At 73.4% G+C, this 21,614-nt stretch carries 16 protein-coding genes; 5 read left to right on the forward strand and 11 right to left on the reverse strand.

Annotated features, from left to right (window positions below; genetic code table 11):
- Window positions 1-33 precede the first annotated feature (33 nt).
- A complete protein-coding gene (locus tag ASE27_RS17270; protein ID WP_235535482.1) occupies window positions 34-4,095 on the reverse strand; it encodes a bifunctional RecB family nuclease/DEAD/DEAH box helicase in 4,062 nt (1,353 codons plus the stop codon).
- A 193-nt stretch (window positions 4,096-4,288) separates the two neighbouring features.
- Here ASE27_RS17270 and ASE27_RS17275 point away from each other — a divergent pair, with 193 nt between their 5' ends.
- The gene (locus tag ASE27_RS17275; RefSeq protein ID WP_157257687.1) at window positions 4,289-5,371 is read left to right on the forward strand and encodes an excalibur calcium-binding domain-containing protein; all 1,083 of its coding nucleotides are present in this window, start codon (window positions 4,289-4,291) and stop codon (window positions 5,369-5,371) included.
- 108 nt (window positions 5,372-5,479) lie between these two features.
- On the opposite strand, the gene ASE27_RS17280 is transcribed toward ASE27_RS17275, so the two are convergent.
- The 8 genes from ASE27_RS17280 to ASE27_RS17315 form a co-directional block, all read right to left on the reverse strand.
- The gene (locus tag ASE27_RS17280; protein ID WP_056653646.1) at window positions 5,480-6,244 is read right to left on the reverse strand and encodes an amino acid ABC transporter ATP-binding protein; all 765 of its coding nucleotides are present in this window, start codon (window positions 6,242-6,244) and stop codon (window positions 5,480-5,482) included.
- A gap of 98 nt (window positions 6,245-6,342) precedes the next feature.
- Window positions 6,343-7,386, reverse strand: a complete 1,044-nt coding sequence (locus ASE27_RS17285; protein WP_082609069.1) for an amino acid ABC transporter permease — start codon at window positions 7,384-7,386, stop codon at window positions 6,343-6,345.
- Between the two features lie 29 nt (window positions 7,387-7,415).
- A complete protein-coding gene (locus ASE27_RS17290) occupies window positions 7,416-8,339 on the reverse strand; it encodes an ABC transporter substrate-binding protein (RefSeq protein WP_082609070.1) in 924 nt (307 codons plus the stop codon).
- A gap of 314 nt (window positions 8,340-8,653) precedes the next feature.
- Entirely contained in the window at window positions 8,654-9,583 is a 930-nt protein-coding gene (locus ASE27_RS17295) for an ABC transporter substrate-binding protein (RefSeq protein WP_056653264.1), read from the reverse strand.
- A 169-nt stretch (window positions 9,584-9,752) separates the two neighbouring features.
- Window positions 9,753-10,802 (reverse strand): aldo/keto reductase, encoded by a 1,050-nt coding sequence (locus ASE27_RS17300; protein WP_056653269.1) that lies wholly within the window; start codon window positions 10,800-10,802, stop codon window positions 9,753-9,755.
- Window positions 10,803-10,853: 51 nt separating this feature from the next.
- Window positions 10,854-11,243 carry a MerR family transcriptional regulator gene (locus tag ASE27_RS20370; RefSeq protein ID WP_056653272.1) on the reverse strand — a complete coding sequence of 130 codons (390 nt, stop codon included), beginning with the start codon at window positions 11,241-11,243 and terminating at the stop codon, window positions 10,854-10,856.
- A gap of 71 nt (window positions 11,244-11,314) precedes the next feature.
- Window positions 11,315-12,490 carry a winged helix DNA-binding domain-containing protein gene (locus tag ASE27_RS17310; protein WP_056653274.1) on the reverse strand — a complete coding sequence of 392 codons (1,176 nt, stop codon included), beginning with the start codon at window positions 12,488-12,490 and terminating at the stop codon, window positions 11,315-11,317.
- Between the two features lie 10 nt (window positions 12,491-12,500).
- Complete coding sequence (locus ASE27_RS17315; protein WP_162259144.1) at window positions 12,501-13,187, reverse strand: DUF2993 domain-containing protein; 687 nt, start codon at window positions 13,185-13,187, stop codon at window positions 12,501-12,503.
- A 207-nt stretch (window positions 13,188-13,394) separates the two neighbouring features.
- Between ASE27_RS17315 and ASE27_RS17320 the strand changes: the two genes are divergently transcribed.
- The 4 genes from ASE27_RS17320 (at window position 13,395) to ASE27_RS17335 (ending at window position 17,050) form a co-directional block, all read left to right on the forward strand.
- Complete coding sequence (locus tag ASE27_RS17320; RefSeq protein ID WP_056653280.1) at window positions 13,395-14,177, forward strand: LLM class F420-dependent oxidoreductase; 783 nt, start codon at window positions 13,395-13,397, stop codon at window positions 14,175-14,177.
- Window positions 14,178-14,402: 225 nt separating this feature from the next.
- A complete protein-coding gene (locus ASE27_RS17325; RefSeq protein WP_235535477.1) occupies window positions 14,403-15,695 on the forward strand; it encodes a multidrug effflux MFS transporter in 1,293 nt (430 codons plus the stop codon).
- Window positions 15,696-15,879: 184 nt separating this feature from the next.
- The gene (locus ASE27_RS17330; RefSeq protein ID WP_056653287.1) at window positions 15,880-16,254 is read left to right on the forward strand and encodes a VOC family protein; all 375 of its coding nucleotides are present in this window, start codon (window positions 15,880-15,882) and stop codon (window positions 16,252-16,254) included.
- A 19-nt stretch (window positions 16,255-16,273) separates the two neighbouring features.
- Window positions 16,274-17,050 (forward strand): uracil-DNA glycosylase, encoded by a 777-nt coding sequence (locus ASE27_RS17335; protein WP_056653290.1) that lies wholly within the window; start codon window positions 16,274-16,276, stop codon window positions 17,048-17,050.
- A 6-nt stretch (window positions 17,051-17,056) separates the two neighbouring features.
- Here ASE27_RS17335 and ASE27_RS17340 read toward each other — a convergent pair whose 3' ends face one another.
- Together ASE27_RS17340 and ASE27_RS17345 are read right to left on the reverse strand one after the other, a co-directional pair.
- Entirely contained in the window at window positions 17,057-20,272 is a 3,216-nt protein-coding gene (locus ASE27_RS17340; RefSeq protein WP_056653294.1) for an AAA family ATPase, read from the reverse strand.
- Window positions 20,272-21,594, reverse strand: a complete 1,323-nt coding sequence (locus tag ASE27_RS17345; RefSeq protein ID WP_056653298.1) for an exonuclease SbcCD subunit D — start codon at window positions 21,592-21,594, stop codon at window positions 20,272-20,274. The genes ASE27_RS17340 and ASE27_RS17345 overlap by 1 nt, the downstream gene beginning before the upstream one ends.
- Window positions 21,595-21,614 lie beyond the last annotated feature (20 nt).

Below are 21,614 nucleotides of genomic sequence, written 5' to 3' on the forward strand. Positions count from 1 at the left end.
TGCCGCATCATGCACTCAGCGGAAGCTCGGCCGCTACCGAGAAGCCCCCGACTGGCACAGCCCGATGAACGCGCCCAGCTCGGCGAGCTCCTCGGGGTGCTGCGGCAGGTAGTCGGTGAGCCGGCGCGACCGGACCACGACGGCGCACCACTGGCCCCGCGAGACCGCGACGTTCACGCGGTTGCGCGACAGCAGGAACTCCATGCCGCGCGGCACGTCCTCACGTGCCGAGGCCGTCATCGAGACGATCGCGACGGGCGCCTCCTTGCCCTGGAACTTGTCGACCGTTCCCACGCGCACGTCCCCCAGCCCCGCGGCCTGGAGCGCGTGCCGCACGGTCCAGACCTGCGCGTTGTAGGGGGCCACGACCACGAAGTCGTGCTGGTCGAGCGGGCGCGAGCCGGCGGCGGCGGCCCCACCGTGGGAGCCTGCGGCGACCCCGGCGGAGGCGTCGACACCGACGCCGGCGGCACCCCCGACAGGCGCGCCCCCGCCCCGCCCGCCCGGGTACCAGGTGGTCCCGAGCAGCGCCTGGACCTGACGCACGATCTCCTGGGCCTCCTCGACCGAGGACACCGCGTTCCCTGCGTGCTCGACCTCGACCACGTGCACGCCGGGCTCGACCCCCACGAGCAAGCGTTCGCCCGCGGCCGCCTCGGCGTGCAGCAGGCCCTCGTACGCGAGCTCGGACACCGCGTCGCACAGCGCCGGGTGCATGCGCCACGACCGCGCGAGGAAGTAGCCGTACTCCGGTGGCAGCACGTCGTGCCCGCCGCCGGCGCGGGTCAGCCAGCCGAGGGCCGACTGGTCGACCGGCTCGGGGTGCTGCCCCTGCGAGACCTGCGGGAGCTGCTGCGGGTCGCCCAGGAGCAGGAGCCGCTGCGCGGCCCGCGAGACCGCGACGGTGTTCGCGAGCGAGAACTGCCCGGCCTCGTCGATCACGAGCAGGTCCAGCTCGCCGTCGCCGAACCGCTCGACGTGCGCGAAGTCCCAGGCCGTCCCGCCGATCACACCGGGACCTTCCGCGACGAAGGCCGAGGTCTGCGCGGAGTCCACGAGCCGCCAGGGGACGAGCCGCGAGCCCTCGGGCAGGTCCGCCGCGGCGACGTCGTCGGCCAGGCCGGAGCCCACCTCGCGCCCGACCCTCGACACGTCACGCCCCTTGGGGCCCGAGGCCTTCTTGCCCACGCGGTCCGCTGGCACCCCGCCCTTGCTGATGACTCCCGCGAGGACGTTCTCGACGACGTCGTGCGACTGCGCCACCACGCCCACGCGCCAGCCCTCGGCGACGAGGCGCCCGATCACCTTCGAGGCGAGGTGGGTCTTCCCGGTGCCGGGAGGGCCCTGGACGCCGAGGTACGACCCGTCGAGATCGCGGACGGCGTCCGTGACCGCGTCGATGTACCGCTCGGGGCCGTCACCCAGCGTGGGCAGCGGGCCGGCGGACACCGTCCGCGGCGGGCGCCTGCGCAGCAGGTCGAGCGCAGGGTGGTCGGGAAGCACCAGCGGGGCCTCGACCCCAGCGGGGTTCTGGCCCTGCACGAGCGTCGCGAGCGCCCGGATCGAGGCCTCCTGCTGCGGCGTGGGCAGCACCTGGCCCACCGTCAGCGCCATGGGCAGCACGTCGTGCGTCGCCGCCCCCTTGGGGACGGGCATCCGCACGTCGAGGACGTCGACCTCCCGGCCGCTCGCGAGCCGCCCGCGCTCGACGCCGTGCACGCGCACGCTCCCCGTCGACCAGCGCACCGCGCCGTGCGCGGGCTCGATCCCGTCGGGAGCAGGCCCCTCGAAGAGCGCGGTCGCGCCCTCGTAGCCCGCCTTGAGCTCGGTGCCGTCGGGCAGCTCGCCGTAGAGCCGCAGACGACGCGACGGGTTGCTGCGCGGCGTCGCCCGGGCCCAGTCCTCGATCACCTCGGCCCGCTCCACGACGAAGTACGACCGGGGCGTCTGCCACTCGTCCACGGGGTCCTTCAGCCGGGAGAAGTACTCCTGCCAGAACGGCTTGGCCTCGCGCCAGTAGTACCCGACCCCTGCGCCGAGGAGCGCGACGGCCTCCTCGTCGTCGGTCCGCCCGGCCCCCGAGCGGCCGTCCACGCCGCCCGCGAGCCCCCGCACGTCGAGCTCGACCTGCTCAGCCTCGGCGCGCTTGGCCCGGCGCGCCACCTCGGCGTCGCTGAGCTCGAGGGCGGGCGGCAGGTCGTCCTCCCACCCGTTGCCCACCGGGGGCGTCGTCCGTACGTCGCTCGTCGCGGGGGCCGTGCGTCCGGCGAGGCCCAGCAGGAACTCGTGCAGCCGCAGGGTCGAGAGGCAGTCGTACTCGTTGTAGTCGGCGATGCCGCGCAGCAGCCTGGCCGCCTCCTCGTCGTCGCCCGCGTCGCGCGCGGCGCACCAGGTCGCGTAGGCCACGACCGACGCGGCGGCGTCGGTCACGTCGCCGCCGCGGAGCTGGTCGCCCATGTACAGCGGTTCGAGCTTCTTGATCGAGTACGACGGCGCCGAGACCTTGAGCGAGTGGCGCACGGTCGCGTAGAGGTCGACGAGCACGCCCTGGCGCAGGAGGTCGTCGACCTCCTGCTCGTAGACCCCGTGGCGGGCCGCGATCGACAGCAGGTGGGTCTTCTCGTAGGACGCGTAGTGGTAGACGTGCAGCCCGGGGTACTGGGCGCGTCGCTTGGCCAGGTAGTCGACGAAGTCGACGAGCGCCTGCTTCTCCTGCTCCAGGTCGTGCGCCCAGAACGCGTGGAAGGGCGGTACCTCCCCCGAGGTGCCGGGTCGCTCGACCAGCCCGAACAGGTAGTCGATGTTCCACGTGATGTCGCCGGTCGCCGGGTCCGTGACCGACCACAGCGGGTCGCCCTCGAAGTCGAAGAACACGTCGCCCGGATCCGGCGGGGGCAGGGCGCGCAGCGGCGCGGGGTCGACGACCACGTAGGACAGCGTGTGCTGCTCGGTCCCGGTGCCGCCGGGGGCGTCCTCGGCGCCATGAGCGACCGCCCCCTCCCCGGCAGTGCTGCCGGGGCTGCTCGCGTCGACATCCCCCACCCCGGTGGCCGCCCGCGTGCTCCACGTGACCGACCCGCTGGGGCCGGGGCCCAGGCCCGGCACCTCGCCCCCGTCCGCCGGCACGTCGACCAGCCCGGCCTGGAGCCGGGCCTGGACCCTCAGCGTCTCGAACGTGCGCGCCGCGAGCCCGCGCGGCGGGGTCGTGGCCGACGCGAGCTGGGTCATGGTGGTGATGCCACCCGCGCGGAGCCTCACGCGCTGGGTGCTGCGCAGGCCCGCGACGCGGAGCAGGTCGTCGTGCTCCTCGACCTGCTGGGCGCAGTACCCGCACGTCCCGCACTGCCGCAGCCCGGGCGCGTCCCAGCGGACCGGCTCACCGGCCGCGCGGTGCGCGTCCAGCAGGTGCAGCAGCTCGGCGCGCCGCTCGCGGAACACGGGCAGGACGTCCGCGAGCCGGTGGTCGGTCACGGCCCGCGTGCCGAGGATCAGGTGCAGCACGGGCGACGTCTCGACGCCGGCTGCCAGGAGCTGGTCGGCGTAGGCGGCGAGCTGGAGCAGCGCGGGGACCTTGGCGCGCCGCGCGAGCTTGGCGTCGTACACCGCGTACTCGGGGCCGCCCGCACCCGGCGCGCCGGCCCCTCCCAGGGTGCCCGACGTCGTCGGGCCGGCGGGGAGCAGGGGGACGTGGGCCGCCCGGCTGTCCGTGCGGATCAGGAAGTCCGCGCGGCCGTGGAAGCGGCCGTCGAAGAACGATCCCTGGTAGACGACCTCCACCCCGTCCCGCAGGGCCGCGAGCGTCGCGGCGTGCGCGGCCACGAGGTCCTCGCGGCGCATGGTGCGCGGCACGGGGATCTCCCGGACGGCGTCAGCACCCACGAGGTCCACGAGCCCGGCGAGGACGTGCTGCTCGTGCACGTCGCCCAGGGTCGCGGTGCGTTCGAGCATGTCGTCGACCTCGACCGCACCGCGGGCAGCGCGCCCCGTCTTCTCGTCGAGCGTGCGCAGCAGGCGGTACTCGCACTCGCTCGCCGCGACGAGATCGCTCGCGGAGAACACGAGCAGCTCCTCCGCGGACGGGTCCTGCTGGTCCATCAGGAACACGACGACTCCTCGGGATCGCTCACGCGCGCTGCCGATCGCCCGTGGAGGCTGCCGACCGGGGGCCGCCGCACGCGTCTCGGCCCGGTTCCTTTGTACCCGGCGCCGCTGACAGGGTACGGAATTGGCGTCAACGGGCCGATCTGCAGCATAGTGAGCGCGCTGGAACTGTCGAAGGAGCTCTCCCATGGCCGTACATTTCAACCCGCCGCCCGGCTGGTTGGTACCTCCCGGTTTCGCCCCTTCGTCCGACTGGCATCCCGACCCGGCCTGGCCGGCCGCGCCCCAGGGCTGGGTCTTCTGGGTGGAAGCCGCTCCTGCCGTCCCCGCGCCGCCGGCGCCACCCGCCCCGCCCGCCTCGGGGGCGGAAGCCTGGTCCCGCGAGACGCCGGGCGGCGGGATCCCGGTGCTCTTCCAGACTGCGGTCGCGCGCGGAGCCTCGGTAGCGCCCTCGCCCGCTGACTCCACGCACGTCATGGCCCCCGTCACGTCTCCCGGGGACGGGACGCCCGCCGTCGGGCCGACGAGGCGGTCCCGCCGCGACGTGAGCGCTCCCGCACCCGCGGAGGCGCCCTCCTCGACCATGATCCTGCCGGTCGTCGGTGCTGCTGCAGCCCCGCCCGTCGCGGCCACGAGCGCCGCCCAGGTCGACGGGCCCGCCGTCGCCGTCGGGACTGCTGCCTCGCCCGCCGGGCCCACTCCTGCCGCCGACCGGGGGCCGCTCGCGATCTTCTCGAGCGACGACGAGGAGCGCGAGGAGCGGACGTACATGCGCTGGCTCCTGCCCCTCGGGATCGGCGTGGGCTGCCTCGCCGTGGGGCTGCTCATCGGCCTCGGCGTGACGCTCAAGGCCCAGTCGGAGGCCGGGGACGCCACCGCGGCGGCCGCCCTCACGACCGAGCAGATGGCCGCCGAGCGCGAGAAGCTCGACGCCGAGCGCGCCGACCTCGAGACGCAGCTCGCCGGGATCGCCGCCTCGACCGAGGCCGTCACGGCCCGTGAGACCGCCGCGACCACCAAGGAGGCCGAGCTCGACGCGCGCGACGTCGCGCTCGACGACCGCGAGGTGGCGATCGCGGAGCGCGAGGCCGCGGCGCAGGACAACGGCGACGACGGGAACGACGGCGGCTGGGACTCGGGCAAGGTCAACGGCGTCTACCTGACGTGCGAGGCCGCGAAACGTGACGGGAAGACGCCGCTCAAGAAGGACGACGCGGGCTTCAACCCGGCGCTCGACTGGGACGGCAACGGGGTGGCCTGCGAGCGCTGACCGGCTCTCGCCGGTGGGCGCCGCGGCCCCTCTCGTGGTGCTCGACGGACGTGGCCCCTGGATCGAGCGATCCAGGGGCCACAGCTCACTCTCGACAGGCGCGGACGGCTACAGCACGTGCGCCAGGAACTCCCGGGTCCGCTCCTCGCGCGGGTTCGTCAGCACCTCGCGAGGGTCGCCCTGCTCGACGATCACGCCGTCGTCCATGAAGACCACGTGGTCGCCGACCTCGCGCGCGAAGCCGATCTCGTGGGTCACGACGATCATCGTCATGCCGCTCTCCGCGAGGTCGCGCATGACCGCGAGGACCTCGCCCACGAGCTCGGGGTCGAGCGCCGACGTCGGCTCGTCGAACAGCATGAGCTCGGGGTCCATCGCGAGCGCCCGCGCGATCGCGACCCGCTGCTGCTGACCACCGGAGAGCTGCGAGGGGTAGTGGTCGACGCGGTCGGACAGGCCGACCCGGGCGAGCAGCTCCTCGGCCCGCGCCCTGGCCTGCGCCCGCGACAGCCCACGCACCTGCACGGGGGCCTCCATGACGTTCTGGAGAGCCGTCATGTGCGGGAACAGGTTGAAGCGCTGGAACACCATGCCGATGCGCGAGCGCTGGGTCGCGATGACCTTGGGGTGCAGCCGGTGCAGGCGCTTCTTGCCGTTCTTCTCGACCTCGCGGTACCCGATCAGGTCGCCGTCGACGTAGATGCGCCCCGCCGTGAGGTCCTCGAGCTCGTTGATGCAGCGCAGCAGCGTCGACTTGCCCGAGCCCGAGGGGCCGAGCACCACGCACACCGAGCCTCGCGGCACCTCGAGGTCCACGCCCTTGAGGACGTGCACGTCACCGAACATCTTGTGCACCCCGGCGATCTCCACCATGGGGGCGGCGGACGCGTCGGCGTGTGCCGCCGTCGGGCCTGACGCGGGGGCGGAGGACGGGGTCGAAGCCCCCGACGGGCGGTCGAGAGCGTCCGCGGTCACGGGGTCACCTCCAGGAAGGGGTCGGCGTTCGCGGTCGTGCCCGACGCCGCAATCGCCTCCTGCTTGCTCGGCTTCTTGGGGCCCTTGCCCGGCTTGCGACGGCGGCTCGTGCCCGTCGACGAGCCGAACCCGCGCCCGTAGTACTGCTCGATGTAGTGCTGGCCGACCATGAGGATGCTCGTGATCAGCAGGTACCAGATCGCCGCGACCATGAGGAGCGGGATCGGGAGGAAGATGCGGTTCGCGATCGCGTTCGACGCGAACGTCAGGTCCAGGCTGAACGGCACCGCGAGGACCAGCGACGTGGTCTTGAGCATCGAGATGGTCTCGTTGCCCGTCGGCGGCACGATCACGCGCATGGCCTGCGGCAGGATGATGCGCCGCAGGATCTTGCCGTCCTTCATGCCCAGGGCCTTCGCGGCCTCGGCCTGGCCCGGGTCCACCGATCCCAGGCCCGCGCGGACGATCTCCGCGAGGTACGCGGCCTCGTTGAGCGCGAGCCCCAGGATCGCCGCGCGTGCCGCGGTGATGAGGTCGGCCGTGTCGAACACGAACCACTCGGGACCGAACGGGACGCCCAGGCTGAGCTTGGGGTACAGCACCGAGATGAGACCCCAGAACACGAGCTGGGTGTAGATCGGGGTGCCGCGGAAGAACCAGATGTAGAACCAGCTCGTCGCCCGCATGACCGGGTTGTCCGAGCGCCGCATGACCGCGAGGATCACCGCGAGCACGACGGCGATGGCCATCGAGGAGAACGTCAGGATGAGGGTCCAGCCCACGCCGCGCATGATCTGCACGTCCCGCAGGTAGAGCCAGACGACGTCCCACCGGAACTTCTCGTTCGTGACCAGGCCGTGGACGGCCATGGCCGCCAGGACGAGGAGGACCACGGCCGCCGCCCAGCGTCCTGGCCGGGGCACCGGGACCGCGTGGATGCGCTCCGGGATCCGGTCGGCAGGCGCGGACGCCGTGCCGAGGCTCGACGAGCCCCCGCCCGGCGATCCGTCGGGCGATGGGGTGCTGGGCGGCTGGGCCATGGCTACCTCTGTTCTGTCAGGGGATCAGCTCAGGAGACCACGGGGTTGAGCTCGGCCGTGGTCACCGCACCGGAGGCGTTGCCCCAGGTGTCGAGGATCGTCGTGTAGTCGCTGTCGTCGATGAGCTTCTGGACCGCGGCCTGGACGGCCTGCGCGAGCGCGGTGTCGTCCTTGGCGATCGCGATGCCGTGCAGCGAGTCGGCGAAGATGTCGCCGAGCTGCTCGATCTGGCCGCCCGTCTGGGTCACGGCGTAGGCCACGACCTGCGAGTCCGCGTACATGACGTCGGCCTTGCCGCCCACCAGGTTGGTCGTCACGTCGGCCTGGCTCGCGTAGCGCAGCGGCGTGATGTCGGGCTTGCCCGCGGCCTCGCAGTCCGCCATGAGGCCGTCGAGGGCCTCGTCCTCGACCGTGCCGGTCTGGACGGCGATGCTCAGTCCGCACACGTCGGTGGGGTCGACGTCCTTGGGGTTGCCCTGCGCCACCGCGAACGCCTCGCCCGCGCGGAAGTAGCTGACCATGTTGACCTCGGCCAGGCGCTCGGGCGTGATCGTGAAGCCCGAGACCCCGATGTCGTACTTGCTGCCGATCGCCGGGATGATCGACGCGAAGTCGGCGTTGGTGACCTCGACGTCGAGGCCCAGGACGGCGCCGACGGCCTTGGCCAGGTCGACGTCGTAGCCGACGATCGTCTTGCCGTCGTCACCGATGAACTCGGCGGGGGCGTAGGTGGCGTTGGTGCCGACGGTCAGGAGGCCGGCCTCGACGACGTCGGCCGGGAGCATCGCGGCGATCGTCTCGTCCTTGGCGATGGTCGACGGGTCGAACGTCGCGGTCGACGAGCCGCCGGCGGTGGGGCTCGCGCCCGAGTCCGTCGAGGCGTCGGTGCACGCCGTGAGAGCGAAGGTCGCGACGAGGGCGGTCAGGGCGGTGAGGGCAGGCAGCCTGCGCATGGGGGTCTCCCGTTTCATGGTGATGAGCTCCGGCGCCGACCTCAGGGGGGTGGGTCGTGACACCGTGCAACGCGGGCAGCACGGAGCGGCGCCGCACCGTTGCCCTCCCAGTTTCCCGCGCGGGCGCCCCGACTGGCAAAACGACGCCGTTCCGGCCTGGGCTCCGGGAGCCGGGTGCGCCCCGGGCACCGGCCCGGATGCCGGCCCGGATGCCGGACCCGACGGCGGCCGGGCAGCTCCGTGGAGCTGCTCGACCGCCGTCGGGCCTGGCACCTCTCGACCGGTAGGTACCTCGGCCGGCTACCTCGCTCGGCTCAGGAGACCGGCGGGTTGACGACCGACTCGTCGAGGGCCCCCGCGTCGTTGCCCCACGAGGCCAGGATGTCGGTGAACGTGCCGTCCTCCATGAGGACCGTGAGCGCGGCCTGGATCGCGGCCGCGAGCTCGGTGTCCGCCTTCGCGGTCACGATCCCCTGGGGCGCGGAGTCGAACACGTCGCCGATCTGCTCGATCTCACCGTTCGTCTGCTCGATCGCGTAGGACACGATGGGCGAGTCGGCGTACATGATGTCGGCCTTGCCGCCCACGAGGTTGGTGGTCGCGTCGGCCTGGTTGTCGTAGCGCAGGACCTCGAGCGGCTGCTCGCCGTCCTCGACGCACGTCGAGCTGATCTGGTCGGCGCCCTCGTCCTCGACCGTGCCGGTCTGCACCGCGACGGTCAGGCCGCAGATGTTCGCCGGGTCGACGTTCTTGGGGTTGCCCTTCTGGACCGAGAACGCCTCGCCCGCGTTGAAGTAGCTGACCATGTTCGCCTCGGCCATGCGCTCGGTCGTGATGGTGAACGAGGAGATGCCGACGTCGTACTTGCTGCCCAGCGCCGGGATGATCGCCGGGAAGTCGGCCGACTCGATCACGACCTCGAGCCCCAGGACCGCGCCCACGGCCGTGATGATGTCGATGTCGTAGCCGACCGGTGTCCGGCCGTCCGCGTCGATGAACTCGGCAGGTGCGTACTCCGTGTTGGACGCGACGACGAGCTTGCCCGCGCTCGCGATGCCGGCCGGCAGCAGGGCCGCGGCCGCGTCGTCCTTCTGGACCGACGTGAGGTCGAAGGGAGCTTCCGTGGAGGTCTCGCCCGCGGAACCGGTCGACGGGGAGTCGGTGGGCTGCGAGGCGTCGGTGCAGGCCGTGAGGGCCAGGGTCGCCGCGGCCGTGAGGGCGACGAGGAGAGGCATCTTGCGCATGAGAGCTCCGATCGGGTGGGTACGTCGTGGCGCGCCACTCTAGGGGCGATACGTCTCGCTCGCGTCACGTAAGGGTTTCGGTTCGGCACCTAGCCCTGACCCGCCCGACCGCGTCGCGCCCCCGGGTGGGCCCGACGCCTCGGTCGGCAAGCACCCGATCAGCCCTCCGTCAGCCGTTGAGCGGCGACATGTCCAGGTACCGGTCACCCGCCGCGGCCCCGGCCGGGAGCACCGCGTCGAGCGCCGCGAGGTCCTCGGGAGCGAGCTCGACGGCCGCCGCGGCGACGTTCTCCTCGAGGTACCGAACCCGCTTGGTGCCGGGGATCGGGACGACGTCGTGCCCCTGCGCCAGGACCCAGGCCAGGGCGAGCTGCCCGGCCGTGATGCCTCGCACCGCCGCGAGCGCACGGACCTGGGCCACGAGCGCGAGGTTGGCGTCGAGCGCGTCGCCCACGAAGCGCGGGTTGGTCCTGCGGTAGTCGTCCTCGGTGAGCCCGTCGACCGACGAGATGGTCCCCGTGAGGAAGCCGCGCCCGAGGGGCGAGTACGGGACGAGCCCGATGCCCAGCTCGCGCAGCGTCGGCAGGATCTGCGCCTCGACGTCGCGCGACCACAGCGAGTACTCGGTCTGGAGAGCGGTGATGGGGTGCACGGCGTGCGCGCGCCGGATGGTCTCGGGCGCGGCCTCGGACAGGCCGAGGTGGCGGACCTTGCCCGCCTGGACGAGCTCGGCCATGGCGCCCACGGTGTCCTCGATGGGCACGTCGGGGTCGACGCGGTGCTGGTAGTAGAGGTCGATGTGGTCGAGGCCCAGCCGCTGCAGGCTGCCGTCGACGGCCTGGCGCACGTACTCGGGTCGTCCGTCGATGGTCCGGTCGCCCGCGCTCGCCCCGGCTCGGGAGATCCCGAACTTGGTCGCGACCACGACGTCGTCGCGGGCCACGCCCGAGCTGCGCAGCGCGCGGCCCACGAGGCGTTCGTTGGTGTGCGGGCCGTACATGTCGGCCGTGTCGAGGAGGGTCACGCCCAGGTCGAGCGCGCGGTGGATCGTGGCGATCGAGGTCTCGTCGGTGGTCGAGCCCTCGCCGCTCGTCGCGCCGTAGAAGGCCGACATGCCCATGCAGCCGAGGCCCACGGCCCCGACCTCGAGCAGTGTCCCGTTCTCGGTGCTGCCGAGCGTGTGGGTGGGGAGGTGCCGAGCTGCGGTGGTGTCCGTCATGACTCCAGCGTGCGACTTCGAGTGCGCTCGAGGTCAAGAGGACGGCCGTCGTCAGCGGTCCCCGGTCCGCCCCTCGTAGACGTCGATCTTGCGCTCGATCGCCGCGAGGTGCTCCTGCACGGACGCGAGCTCGGCGCGCACGCGCTCGCGGTGCGTTTGGAGCAGACGCAGCCGCTCGGCCTCGTTGCCCTGGCCCGCGCGGACCAGGTCCGCGTACGCGCGCACCTCACGGATCGGCATGCCCGTCCCGCGCAGCCGCGTGAGAAGCACGAGCCAGTCGAGGTCACGACGCGTGTAACGCCGGTGCCCCGACGGGGCACGCTCGACCGCGTCGAGCATGAGCCCGTCGCGCTCGTAGTAGCGCAGGGTGTGGACGGTGAGGCCCGACGACGCGGCCGCTTCAGCGATGGTCAGCGCCGTTCCCGGGGCGAGAGCGGTCATGGGTCCAGCGTGCCACGGCGGCGCCGTGCGGGTGCCGGGTGCAGGGGTGCTGATGTCGGACCGGGCACCGGTCAGGACGGCACGTGCTCGACGCCCCAGTGCGCCGCGAGGCGTTCCGCCTGGGCCTCGAACCCGCGCTGCTCGGCCCGGACGAGCGGCCGGAAGAGCTGGGTGTCGAGCCGCAGGGTGCGCGCCGTGAGCACGTGCCGCCACCGCCCCACGACCCGGCCCCCCACGGCGATCACGTGCAGGAACGGCGACTCCTCCGTGCCGGGGAGCCGGAGCGGCAGGACCGCGGGTGCCTCCGCCGAGAGCGGGTCGCGGGCCAGGTCCCGGCTGTCCTTGTACGACACGAAGTACTCGTCGTACCCCTGGAGCAGGTCGACGTGTCCGTCCCCCGCGGCTGCGGTCAGGGGCGGGCCGTCGACCAGCCGCCACATGACCAGCCCCGTCGCCTCGTCCCCGGCGCCCACGACCTGCTCGACCTCGCCGCCCAGCGCTGCGAGCCCCTCCCGCGTACGGGTCATCGTGAGGCCCGACCAGCCCGCGAAGTCCTTGACCGTGGCGAGCCCCCGGCTGCGCAGGTAGCGCCGCAGGAGCTCGGTCAGCGCCTCGTCCTCGTCGAACGTCGCCCCGAGGGGCCCGTAGCCGACGGGCACACGCTCGTCGAACGCCGCGTACGTCTGCTGCCTGCCGCGCAGCGCGCCGCTGATCACGACCCGGTCGAGCTCGGCCCGCATCAGGATGTACGTGAACGGGATGCCGGTCGACGGCAGCCCGTGCGACGCGAGCAGCTCCGCGAGCTCGACCCGGGTCCGGTGCCGGCCGCCCGCGACGGACTCGGCGAGCAGGTCGGTCGCGGCCGCGTCCTGCGCGGGCCCGCCCAGGTCCGGGTAGTACGGACGGTTGAGGCGGTGCACCCGGGGCGCGGTGAGCTGCAGGAGCCAGCGGACGTCGTCGGGCAGGACGGTGTGCCACGTGGGGCGCAGGACGTGCGTGCGCAGCAGGTCCCCCGCGGAGAACGCCTCGCGCGCGGACGCCGCGGACGGCGTCCCCGCCGCGCGCTGTGCGATCCCCCACAGGGACGGGTGGAACTCCTGCGACTGGACGGCGCCCAGGTGCCCGACGACGTCGCGCAGGCTCGGGAGGCCGGCTCCCCGGAGGCCGTGCGCACCCAGACGGGTCGCGACGACCGTGGGCGCGTCAGCCGGCGTCGCCCCTGCCTCCTCGCCGACCACGCCGCTCACCGCCCCGGGATCACGACGCCGCGAGGTCCGCGAGCGCGACGTCCGTCCCGCTCAGCTCGACGCGGATCGCGCCGTCGGTGACCCCGACCGAGGTCAGCGTGACGCCCGTCGGGAGGTCGAGCGGGACCTGGAGGTTGGTCAGGAGGTTCGCGATCGGGCGAGGGAGGTCGGAGATCGTGATCGTCGCGGGCCCCAGGGTCAGGGCCGCGACGTCGACCGCGATGGTGTTGCCGTCGACGCGCGGCGTCAGCCGGGCCGAGAGGTCGACGCCCAGGACCGACATGCTCGCGACGAGCAGGTTCCCGTCGGTGCTGAACGTGACCGGGGACCCCGCTGCCTCGCTCGCGACCGCGTCGAGCGAGGACGGTGCGAGCAGCCCCGTCGCGGTGCCCGACTGCAGGACGTACGGGTCGCGCGTCGAGACGCCGCGGGCGTCGATGTGCAGGTCGGTCACGGTGTAGCCGCCGAACGTCGCCGTCGCGGCCGTCCCGGTGACGTGCTCGAGCTCGCCGCCGACCACCTGCGTCAGGAACGGGAAGCCCTGGATGTCGAGGTTCGCGTCCGTGAGCTCGACGTCCCCCTGCTCCATGGACCGGACCGCAGCCCCCTCGGTCACGCGCACCGCGACGCGGTCGACCACGACGAGCACGAGCACCAGGACGACGAGCCCGCCGATCAACCACCACCATCGCTTCATCCGCCCACAGTAGGTGGCGAGGCGGCGCGTTGCCTCGGAGGATGCGGATCCGTGACCTGCGGTGTCGCTCACGCTGGGCGGCTGCGTGGTGGTGTCGTCGCCCAGTCGTGCGCGTCCACCGCGGACGCCGGGCGCCGCTGCCCGGGTCCTCCTGGTTCGCTGCCTTCGCAGCGGCACGCCCCAGGTCGCGCCGATTAGGCTGAATGGATGACTCGTCCCGTGCGCATCGGTGTCCAGCTCCAGCCCCAGCATGCCGACTATCCCCAGATCCGTGACGCGGTGGCCCGCGCCGAGGACGCCGGGGTCGACGTGATCTTCAACTGGGACCACTTCTTCCCGCTCAGCGGCGACCCCGACGGCAAGCACTTCGAGTGCTGGACCATGCTCGGCGCGTGGGCCGAGCAGACGAGCCGGGTCGAGATCGGCGCGCTCGTCACGTGCAACAGCTACCGGAACCCCGAGCTCCTCGCGGACATGGCCCGCACCGTCGACCACATCTCGGGCGGCCGCCTGATCCTCGGGATCGGCGCCGGCTGGTTCGAGAAGGACTACGACCGGTTCGGCTACGAGTTCGGCACGGCGGGCTCGCGCATCGCGGACCTCGCCGACGCGCTCCCCCGCATCAAGGCCCGCTGGGCCGCGTCCAACCCGGCGCCCACGCGCGAGATCCCGATCCTCGTCGGGGGCGGGGGCGAGCGCAAGACCCTGCGCATCGTCGCCGAGCACGCGACCGCGTGGCACTCGTTCGGCGACGCCGAGACGCTCGCCCGCAAGAGCGCGATCCTCGACGAGCACGGCGCCGCCGTCGGGCGCGACACGGCCTCGCTCGTCGAGCGGTCCGTCGCGGTGAACCGTCCGCCCGCCGAGGTGGGCGACGAGCTCGTGGGTCTCGGCGCGACGCTCCTGACGGTCGGGGTCAGCGGCCCCGACTACGACCTCTCGCTCGTCGAGCAGTGGGTCGCCTGGCGCGACGCGCGCGCCGAGGGCTGACCTCCGGCAGGACGGGGCGCGCCGCGCACGCCGCGGCTGCGCCCCGTCTCAGCCACCGGACGCCGTACGCCGTCCGGGAACAACGGCCCGGCGGCGAGGGTTGCCGCAGTCATGGCCACCCCACCACCAGCGTCGTCCACCTCCGACGCGGTCTCCCATCTGTCAGCACCGTCGGCGCCGTCGGCTTCCGTACCCACCCGCGGCACGCGCATCACCGTCGGCTTCGTGCTGCTCCTGTCGGCGCTCACTGCTATCGGCCCGCTCACGATCGACCTGTACCTCTCGGCCTTCCCGCAGATCGTGCGGGAGCTCGGCACGACCGAGTCCCGCATCCAGCTCACCCTGACCGCGACGCTCGCGGGCCTCGCGCTCGGTCAGCTCCTCATCGGGTCGCTCTCCGACGCGATCGGGCGCCGCCTCCCGCTGCTGTCCGCCCTCTCGCTCTACGTCCTGGCCTCGGTCGGGATCGTGTTCGTCCAGTCGGTCGAGATGCTCACCACGCTCCGGTTCGTCCAGGGCCTCACGGCCGCGGCCGGCATGGTCCTGTCGATGGCGATCGTGCGCGACAACTTCGAGGGCTTCCAGGTCGGCAAGGTCATCGCGCGACTCATGCTGGTCGTGGGCGTCGCCCCGATCCTGGCTCCGACGATCGGTGCCCAGTTCCTGCGCATGGGCTCATGGCGTCTGATGTTCGTCGCCCTCGCGGTGTTCGGCGTGCTGCTGCTGGTTCTCGCAGCCCTGCGGCTCAAGGAGTCGCTGCCCCCCGAGATGCGGCGGACGGGCGGCACGTCGGCGGCCCTGCGCTCGTACGGCTCGCTCGTGCGCGACTGGTCGTTCTTCGGCCTCGCGCTGCTCGGCGGGTTCTACATGGCCGCGATGTTCACGTACATCTCCGCGTCGACGTTCGTGTTCCAGGAGCAGTTCGGCCTGAGCGCCCAGCAGTACGCGATCATCTTCGGCGCGGGCGCGGTGTCCGTCACGATCGGCAGCCAGGTCAACGGCGCGCTCGTCGGGCGCGTGACGCCCGAGCAGATCCTGCGCGTCATCGTGCCCGTCGGCATGGTCCTCTCCGCAGGGCTGCTCGCCGCGACCCTGAGCGGCGCGGGGCTCCCGGTCCTGGTGGCCCTCATCGTCCTGACCCTGGGCACGGCCGGGTTCGTCATGCCCTCGGTCCCGGCGGTCGCGCTCGAGCGCAACGCGCACCGGGCCGGCAGCGCGGCAGCCCTGCTGGGGGCCATGCAGTTCGGCGTCGGCGCGGGCATCGCGCCGCTGACCGGGCTGATCGGCGGCGACGTCACGATCACCATGGCCGCGGTCATGTTCGGCGTCATCTCGGTCGCGGGCCTGCTCCTGCTGAGCCTGACGCGCTCGCTGCGGGCCGCGCCGGCAGGCGACGCGCCGATCGTGGTCTCGGACGCCTCCGAGCTCGGGGTCGTCGCGGCGGCCGAGGCCGTGGTCGAGGCCGCCGAGGCGGCTCCTGCCCTCCCGGCGCCGGCCTCCGTCGGCGAGCCCCGCTGAGTTGTCAGAAGTGGGCCGGGGTGTCCCCCGGCCCACTTCTGACGACTAGGTGCTCCTGACACTGGTGCTCGTCCCGACAGGAGCTCAGGTCCCGGCCAGCGGGTGACCGCTTCTCTTCGTACGGTGAAGAGGTGCCCGTCATCCCGCGGGCCGCGACCACCAGCAGACCCCAGGAGCGACGACCATGGACTGGAAGCTCGAGCTCGTCCCCGTGCCCGTGTCGGACATCGACCGGGCCAAGGCCTTCTACGTCGACCAGGTCGGCTTCAACGCCGACCACGACATCCCCGTGAACGACGACCTGCGGTTCGTCCAGCTCACCCCGCCGGGGTCGGCGTGCTCGATCGTGCTCGACGTCAACATGACCGACATGCCCTCGGGCGGGCAGCGCGGTCTGCAGATCGTGGTGCCCGACGCCGACGAGGCCCGTCAGCACCTGCTCGACCACGGCATCGACGCCCCGCCGGTCGAGGACCTGCCCTGGGGCCGGTTCACGTACTTCTCGGACCCGGACGGCAACACCTGGGCGCTGCAGCAGCTCGTCACGCCGCAGGCATGACACCGGCCCGGTCCGGCCGGTGAGCCCTCCGCGAGGCGCCGCGCCCCGTGAGGCGGGCGGCGCCGTCGGGCCCGACGACGTCACGTACCCTCTCCGGGCCCGTCCGGCCGGGAGCGTCGCGGCACTCGACGAGGTGCTCGTGGCGTGCCGAGCCTGCCCCCGCCTGGTCGCGTGGCGCGAGCAGGTCGCGACCGTGAAGCGGGCCTCGTTCCGGGACGAGGCCTACTGGGCCCGGCCCGTGCCCGGGTTCGGTGACGAACGAGCGACGGTCCTCGTGGTCGGTCTCGCGCCTGCCGCGCACGGCGCGAACCGCACGGGGCGCATGTTCACGGGCGACCGCTCGGGCGACTTCCTGTTCGCGGCGATGCACCGCACGGGGTTCGCGAACCAGCCGACGTCGGTGCGTGCCGACGACGGGCTGGTCCTCACGGGCATCCGTGTCACCTCGCCCGTGCACTGCGCGCCGCCGGCCAACAAGCCGACGCCGCTCGAACGTCACACGTGCGCGCCGTACCTGGGGCGCGAGCTCGAGCTCGTCGGGCCGCGCGTCGCGGTGGTGCTCGGCGCGTTCGGGTGGCAGGCGCTGCTCGCGACGCTCGACGACCAGGGGTGGGTGGTGCCCCGTCCGCGGCCGCGGTTCGGGCACGGGGCCGAGGTGCGGATCACGCACCCCGACGGGCGCGGCCTGACGCTGCTGGGGTGCTTCCACGTGAGCCAGCAGAACACCTTCACGGGGCGCCTGACGCCCGAGATGCTCGACGCGGTGCTGCTGCGCGCGCGCGAGCTGGGCGGCTGACCGGCGCTACGCACGCACCGCGAGCGTGCTGGCCCCGCTCGGCAACCGTCTGACCTCGATGCGCTCGGCGATGGACTGCTTGAGCGCGTCGACGTGCGACACCACGCCGACGACGCGGCCACCCGCGCGGAGCTTGCCCAGCTCGCCGAGCACCGCCTCGAGGGTCTCGGGGTCGAGGGTCCCGAACCCCTCGTCGACGAACAGGGTGCCCAGGTCCACGCCGCCGGCCTCGGCGGTCACGACGTCGGCCATCCCGAGCGCGAGGCACAGCGACACGTAGAAGGTCTCGCCGCCCGAGAGCGTGCGTGGGTCGCGTGCGGCTTCGGTGCGGTGGTCGAGGACCTTCATCGCGAGCCCGGTCCGGCGCGTGCGGACGTCCTCCTTCTCGTCGGAGCGCTCGAGCTCGTAGCGCCCGTCGGACATCTCGCGGAGCCGCTCGTTGGCGGCCGCGACGACGTCCTCGAACCGCCTGACCAGCACGTACGTCGCGAGCGAGAGGGCCTTGGCGTTGTCCGAGCCCGACCCGGCCGCGAGGCTCGCCATGCGGGCGACGGGGGCTGCGGCCTCGCGCTCCCGAGCCCACCCCTCCACGGCCGAGGAGATCTCGCTCGCCGCGCGTGCGGCGAGCCGGGCGCGCTGAGCAGCACCGTTGGCCTGGAGGGCGGCTCGCCGTTCGGCGGTCTCCGCCTGCCCGACGACGTCACGTGCCGCGTCGAGGTCGACCTCCACGTCCGCGGGCAGGGTCGCGATCGACTCCTCGGCGAGCCCCTGGCGGACGCGCTCCACGTCGGCGTCCACGGTACGGAGCCGCCGTTCGAGGGCTTCCCGCTCGGCGGGCGGACGGGCCGCGTCGAGCGCGTGCTGCTCGTCGTCGAACCCGGACTCGGTCACGACCGTCGCGACCTCGGCTGCCCGGGCGGCCACGGCGTCGGCTGCGTGGGCCACGGCGGACTCGGCGTCGAGGAGCGCCGTGACCGCAATCCCACGGTCACGGAGGGCGGCCTCGATGACCGCGACGGGGTTGGCGGGAGAGCCTTCGTCGGCCAGCGCGTCCGGCAGGGCGGCGTCCGCGAGGAGCGGACCGGTCGCGTCGAGCTCGGCAGCGATCTCCTGGCGGTCACGCTCGATCCCCGTCGCGAGGGCGTCGAGGCGGGCGGTCTCGCCCGCGATCCGCTCGGCGAGGCTCGCGGCGAGGCCGGTCAGGGCTGCGGTCGCGGTGTCGAAGTCCGTGAGCGCAGTCGCGGCCTCGGCACGCTCGGCGACCGCGGCGGCGGACTCCGCGACCAGCTCCTTGGCCGCGTCGACCGAGCTCTGCGCGTCGTCGGTCGTCACGCCGCCCGCGGTGCGCCGGAGCCCGTCGAGCCGCTCGGCGAGCGTGGCCGCCTCGGCCGAGGCCTCGGCCACGGACTGCTCCGCGGCGCGACGAGCGGCCTCAGCCGCCTCCACCACGTCCCGCCCGACGTGCTCGGTTCCCGTGCGGGCCGGAGCAGGGTGCTCCTCGGCGCCGCAGACCGGGCAGGGGCAGCCGGGCTGCAGCTCTGCGGCGAGGTCTCCGGCGATCCCCCCGAGCCAGGCGGTCCGCAGGGAGTGCTCGGCGTCCGAGGCGGCGCGCGCGGCGGCGACCGCCGAGTCCTGACGCCCGCGCGCGACCTCGAGGTCGGCGCCGGTCGCGACGGCCTGACGGGCGGCACGCAGCACCGACTCGGCCCCGAGCACCCGCTCCTGACGCTCGCCGAGACGACCGGCGGCGTCGGCGAGGGTGTCGCGGCGCGCCTCGAGCAGGGCCCGAGCAGCGGGGCGGGCCTCGAGGTCGGCGAGGGTCCGGCTGCGTTCCTCGCGGTCGCGGTCGGTTTCCTTGCGCCCGTCGACCACCTCCCGCTCACGGAGCGGGAGCGACTCGCCCAGCGGCAACAGCCGCACCAGTCGTGCCTCGGCTGCGGACAGGCTCGACCGCAGCACCTCGAGAGCGGACACGTCGGACACCGCCAACGACGCGGGCACGCCGGTCCGCGCGAGGAGCAGGCGCTCCTGGGCGGCCGTCGACTCCTGCGCTGCCCGACGCGCACCGGCGAGCACAGGTTCCACCACGGCGGCACGACGCGCGGCCGCGAGGACCTCCCGATCGAGCGCCACCTGGTCGGCCGCGGCGTCGAGGGCGGCCTGCTCGGCCAGCAGTGCGTCGCGGCGCGTCACTGCTGCGCTCACCGCCCGGGCGGCCTCGAAGGCCTCCCGGGCTGCGACGAGCACGGTATTCGCCGTGATCTCCTGCGCGCCGAGCTCTTCTGCGACCCGCTCGAGCGCGGCGACGTGGCGGCGGACGAGCGTACGGACCGAGGCCCCGGGCTCGACGGGCGAGAGCGTCGGGGTCTCGTCTGCTGCGAGACCCGCGATCGCGAACAGGTCGTCGTCCGGGACCGGGGTCTCGTCGACGGGCCCTGCGAGTCGTGCGTCGTCCCGCGCGGCCTCTCTCAACGCTGCAGCGTCCTCGCTCGTGAGCCCTGCCGCGCCGACGAAGTTCTCGACGGACCCCGTGGCGACCGACCTGGCCGCGGCGACCGCGCTCTGCGCCTCGCGGTTCAGGGCCGCGAGCTCGCTCTGCACCCTGTCGTAGATCTCGGTGCCGAAGACCTTCTGCAGCAGGTCGCGGCGGTGCTCGGGGTCGGCACGGAGGAAGTTCGCGAACTCTCCCTGCGGGAGCACGATGGTCTGGACGAACTGGCGGCGGTCGAGCCCGATCGCCCGGTGGATCTCGAGGCCGGCCTCGTCGAGCCTCGTCGAGAGGAGCTCGCCCGGGACGTCGTCCGCGTCGGCGCGCTCCCCCGGCGCCCCGTCCGCCGCGAGGACGGCCTGGTCCGCCCCCGCGAGCCGCCAGAGCCTGACGCCCGCCTGCTGGGTCGTGGTCCCGGTGCCGCGCTTCTTGGGGCGCTGGAACTCGGGGCTGCGCCGCACGCGGTACACGCCCGATCCGGTCTCGAACACGAGGTCGACGAAGGACTCGACCTCGGGCGGAGCGTAGGCCGACCGCAACCGGTCCTCGCTCGCGGCCTCGGAGGCGACCTTGCCGTAGAGCGCGAAGACCACGGCGTCGATGATGGTCGACTTTCCCGCACCCGTAGGACCCTCGAGGAGGAAGATCCCCGAGGTCGCGAGCTGGGCGAAGTCGATGCGGTGGGTCCCCGCGAAGGGGCCGATGGCCTGGAGGGTCAGGGAGTGCAGGTGCATCAGGCGCTCCGCTCGCTCGCGAGGGCCCGCTCGAGCGCCGTGCGCAGCGCTGCGGCCTCGGTGGGACCCGGCCCCGATCCGGTGACGTGCTGGACGAACTCGTGGGTCACCTCGAGCGGGTCACGCCCCGAGCCGACGACGGAGACCACCTCGCGCTCGGCCGTGCGCGGCGGGCGGTGCTGGACCTGGAGCGCGTGCGGGAAGCGACCACGCACGCGGGCGTACATCTCGGCGGGCCGGGACTCGTCCGTCACGAACACCCGCAGCCAGTCATCGGTGTACGCGTCTCCGGGCGCACCGAGCAGCTCGTCGAGCGTGCCGCTGACCTCGCTGAGCCGTCGCGGCACGGGGGCGGGGACGAGCTCCGTCCGGGCCTCGCCGGTCGCGTCGAGGTCCAGCAGGACCGTCGACTTGTTCTGGTGCATCTCCGAGAACGAGTACGCGAGCGGCGACCCCGAGTACCGGGCCATGGTCGCGCCTGCACCGCCCTGGCCTGTGGTTTCACGTGAAACATCGCTCGGCACGCTGACCTTCTGGGGGCCGTGCAGGTGGCCCAGGGCCACGTAGTCGACCCCGACGCCGCCGAACACCCCCGCGGGCACCGAGTCCACACCGCCGACCCGGATGTCTCGCTCGGACTCCGAGGCCTGCCCGCCGACCACGAACGCGTGCGCCATCACGACGTTCCGCACGCGTTCGCCCTGCCCAGCCGCCCGACGAGCCGCCACGTCGGCTGCGATCCGCCGCATGGCCGCGGCCGTCACGGCCTCGTGCGAGCGGGGCAGGGGTCGCCTCTCAGCGGCGGGTGCGGTCGGTGCGGTCGGTGCGGTCGGTGCAGGCGCGTCGTGCGCCTCGGGTGCGCCCGGCTCCCCACAGCCACAGCCGTCCGCGAGCTCCCACCGGACGCCGTCCGGGTCGAGGTAGGGCACGGCATAGACCGCGACCTGCCCACCCGAACCACCGCGCGAGGCGGGGTCCAGGAGCACCGGTGCGCCGACGTCGGGCACACGGGTCCGGAAGTGGACCCCCGGACGCATGAGCGACGCCCCGAACCCCAACCGGATCGCCGAGTCGTGGTTCCCCGGCGTCAGCACGACGTCCGCGTGCTCCGCGAGCCGCGCGACCGTGTCCGACAGGAGGTTCACGGCGTCGACCGGCGGGATCGCCCGGTCGTACACGTCCCCCGCGACGAGGACCGCTCCCACGCCCTCCGAACGCACCACCTCGACCAGGTGGTCCAGGTACGCCGCCTGGTGGCCCAGCAGGTCGACGCCGTGCAGCGTCCGGCCGAGGTGCCAGTCCGAGGTGTGCAGGATGCGCATGGTCCGAACCGTAGCCCGAG

This window comes from Oerskovia sp. Root918, assembly GCF_001428945.1.
In the GTDB taxonomy this organism is placed as follows: Bacteria; Actinomycetota; Actinomycetes; order Actinomycetales; family Cellulomonadaceae; genus Oerskovia; species Oerskovia enterophila.

What these genes read in the sequence shown, in the direction of transcription:
- ASE27_RS17270 (WP_235535482.1), bottom strand. Translation starts at nt 4,095, where the DNA reads ATGGACCAGCAGGACCCGTCCGCGGAGGAGCTGCTCGTGTTCTCCGCG.
- ASE27_RS17275 (WP_157257687.1), top strand. Translation starts at nt 4,289, where the DNA reads ATGGCCGTACATTTCAACCCGCCGCCCGGCTGGTTGGTACCTCCCGGT.
- ASE27_RS17290 (WP_082609070.1), bottom strand. Translation starts at nt 8,339, where the DNA reads ATGCGCAGGCTGCCTGCCCTCACCGCCCTGACCGCCCTCGTCGCGACC.
- ASE27_RS20370 (WP_056653272.1), bottom strand. Translation starts at nt 11,243, where the DNA reads ATGACCGCTCTCGCCCCGGGAACGGCGCTGACCATCGCTGAAGCGGCC.
- ASE27_RS17295 (WP_056653264.1), bottom strand. Translation starts at nt 9,583, where the DNA reads ATGCGCAAGATGCCTCTCCTCGTCGCCCTCACGGCCGCGGCGACCCTG.
- ASE27_RS17280 (WP_056653646.1), bottom strand. Translation starts at nt 6,244, where the DNA reads ATGGTGGAGATCGCCGGGGTGCACAAGATGTTCGGTGACGTGCACGTC.
- ASE27_RS17285 (WP_082609069.1), bottom strand. Translation starts at nt 7,386, where the DNA reads ATGGCCCAGCCGCCCAGCACCCCATCGCCCGACGGATCGCCGGGCGGG.
- ASE27_RS17315 (WP_162259144.1), bottom strand. Translation starts at nt 13,187, where the DNA reads ATGAAGCGATGGTGGTGGTTGATCGGCGGGCTCGTCGTCCTGGTGCTC.
- ASE27_RS17300 (WP_056653269.1), bottom strand. Translation starts at nt 10,802, where the DNA reads ATGACGGACACCACCGCAGCTCGGCACCTCCCCACCCACACGCTCGGC.
- ASE27_RS17320 (WP_056653280.1), top strand. Translation starts at nt 13,395, where the DNA reads ATGACTCGTCCCGTGCGCATCGGTGTCCAGCTCCAGCCCCAGCATGCC.
- ASE27_RS17345 (WP_056653298.1), bottom strand. Translation starts at nt 21,594, where the DNA reads ATGCGCATCCTGCACACCTCGGACTGGCACCTCGGCCGGACGCTGCAC.
- ASE27_RS17340 (WP_056653294.1), bottom strand. Translation starts at nt 20,272, where the DNA reads ATGCACCTGCACTCCCTGACCCTCCAGGCCATCGGCCCCTTCGCGGGG.
- ASE27_RS17330 (WP_056653287.1), top strand. Translation starts at nt 15,880, where the DNA reads ATGGACTGGAAGCTCGAGCTCGTCCCCGTGCCCGTGTCGGACATCGAC.